We start from the raw sequence: 2,274 nt of genomic DNA on the forward strand, positions 1-2,274 counted from the left end.
TGTCGACGACGGGCTGAGACTGACCCCCTGACGTCGGATTGGGATTGACCCCTTCTGGACGACGCTGAGGGGGTGTTGTCGGTGGAGGACTGGGCCGAGATCCGTCGTCTACATCGGGCGGAGGGTGTGCCGATCAAGGAGATCGCCCGCCGGCTGGGGGTGGCCCGCAACACGGTGCGTTCCGCGCTGCGGGCGCCGGGCCCGCCGAAACGGGAACGGGGCCCGCGGGGGTCGCTGGCTGATGCGGTCGAGCCGCAGGTGCGGGCATTGTTGGCGCAGTTCCCGCGGATGCCGGCCACGGTGATCGCAGAGCGGATCGGGTGGGGGCACTCGCTGACGGTGCTCAAGGACCGGATCCGTCAGATCCGCCCGGAGTATCTCGGGATCGACCCGGTGGACAGAGTCGTCTACGCACCTGGCGAGATCGCCCAGTGCGACCTGTGGTTCCCCGACACCGCGATTCCCGTCGGGGACGGGCAGGAGCGGGTCCTGCCGGTGCTGGTGATGACACTGGGCTACTCGCGGTTCCTGTCCGCGACGATGATCCCCTCGCGCCAGGCCGGGGACATCTTGTCCGGGATGTGGCAGCTGATCAGCGGGGTGGGGCGGGTGACCCGCACGCTGGTCTGGGACCGGGAGTCCGCGATCGGCGGGACCGGTCGGGTCTCGACGCCGGCGGCGGCGTTCGCCGGCACTCTGGCCACGAGAATCCGGCTGGCCCCGCCGCGGGACCCGGAGTTCAAAGGGCTGGTCGAGCGCAACAACGGCTACTTCGAGACCTCGTTCCTGCCCGGACGACGGTTCGCCTCCCCGGCTGACTTCAATCGGCAGATCAGCGACTGGCTGACCAGGGCGAACGCCCGAACCGTCCGAGCGATCGGCGGGCGCCCGGCCGATCTGCTCGAGGGTGACTACGCGGCGATGACTCCGCTGCCGCCGCTGGACCCGCCGATCGGGCTGACCGCGCGGGTCCGGTTGGCGCGGGACTACTACGTCCGCGTCGATGCCAACGACTACTCGGTGGACCCACAGGTGATCGGCCGGTTCGTCGACGTCGCCGCCACCCCGGGCGAGGTGGTCATCTACTGCGCCGGGCAGGTCGTCGCCCGCCACCAACGCAGCTGGGCCCGCCACGCGGTGATCACCGACCCGGCCCATCGCGACACCGCCGCGACGATGCGCCGCGCCCTGGCCCACGACCGCAGCGCGCGGCGGGCCGCCGAGCGGCGTCATCTCGACGGGCACCCGGTGACCCTGCGCGCGCTGCCCGACTACGACGCCCTGTTCGGCGTCGACTTCACCCCCACCCCGATTCCGGATCCGAGCTCGGACAGCAGCCGGGACAGCCCCGCTGAGGAAGTGAGCAGCTCATGACCACCTCACCGAAGACGCCCACCGACCCCGGCCCGGAGCCGTCGGGGCCGGTGCTGGCCGCAGTCCCCGACGGGTTACCGGCGATGATCGCCTACCTGACCCGGGTCCTGAAGACCCCGACGATCGGGGCCTGCTGGGAACAGCTCGCCGCCCAGGCCCGCGATGAGAACTGGTCCCACGAGGAGTATCTGGGCGCGCTGCTGCAGCGTCAGGTCGCCGACCGCGAGTCCAAGGGCACCGTGATGCGGATCCGGACCGCGCACTTCCCGCAGGTCAAGACCTTGGAGGACTTCAACCTCGACCATCTTCCCTCGCTGCGCCGCGACATCCTGGCCCACCTGGCCACGAGCGCGTTCGTCGCGAAAGCCGAGAACGTGATCCTGCTCGGCCCGCCCGGGATCGGGAAGACCCACCTCGCGATCGGGCTCGGGGTCAAGGCCGCGCACGCCGGCTACTCGGTCCTGTTCGACACCGCCAGCAACTGGATCACCAGACTGTCCGCGGCGCACCAGAGCGGACGGCTCGAGGCAGAGCTGAAGAAGATCCGCCGCTACAAACTGATCATCATCGACGAGGTCGGCTACATCCCGTTCGACCAGGACGCGGCGAACCTGTTCTTCCAGCTCATCGCCTCCCGCTATGAACAAGGCAGCGTCATGGTCACCAGCAACTTGCCCTTCGGCCGCTGGGGCGAGACGTTCTCCGACGACGTCATCGCTGCAGCGATGATCGACCGTCTCGTCCACCACGCCGAGGTGCTGACCCTGTCCGGGGACTCCTATCGGACCCGCGCCCGACGCGAGCTACTGGCGAAGCACAACCGCGCCAGCAACGACTGAACACCGACAGGGGTCAGTCCCAGTCCGTCGTTACGGGGTCACTCCAAACCCGCCGTTGACA

The 2,274-nt window shown here is 69.4% G+C and carries 2 protein-coding genes; both read left to right on the forward strand.

Features of this window, described 5'->3' with window-relative positions; translation table 11 throughout:
- The first annotated feature begins 72 nt into the window (after positions 1-72).
- Positions 73-1,374 (forward strand): IS21 family transposase, encoded by a 1,302-nt coding sequence (gene istA, locus WHI96_RS27465; protein WP_349302506.1) that lies wholly within the window; start codon positions 73-75, stop codon positions 1,372-1,374.
- The gene (gene istB, locus WHI96_RS27470) at positions 1,371-2,213 is read left to right on the forward strand and encodes an IS21-like element helper ATPase IstB (RefSeq protein ID WP_345655136.1); all 843 of its coding nucleotides are present in this window, start codon (positions 1,371-1,373) and stop codon (positions 2,211-2,213) included. The genes istA and istB overlap by 4 nt, the downstream gene beginning before the upstream one ends.
- Positions 2,214-2,274 lie beyond the last annotated feature (61 nt).

The organism is Pseudonocardia tropica (assembly GCF_040105315.1).
In the GTDB taxonomy this organism is placed as follows: Bacteria; Actinomycetota; Actinomycetes; order Mycobacteriales; family Pseudonocardiaceae; genus Pseudonocardia; species Pseudonocardia alni.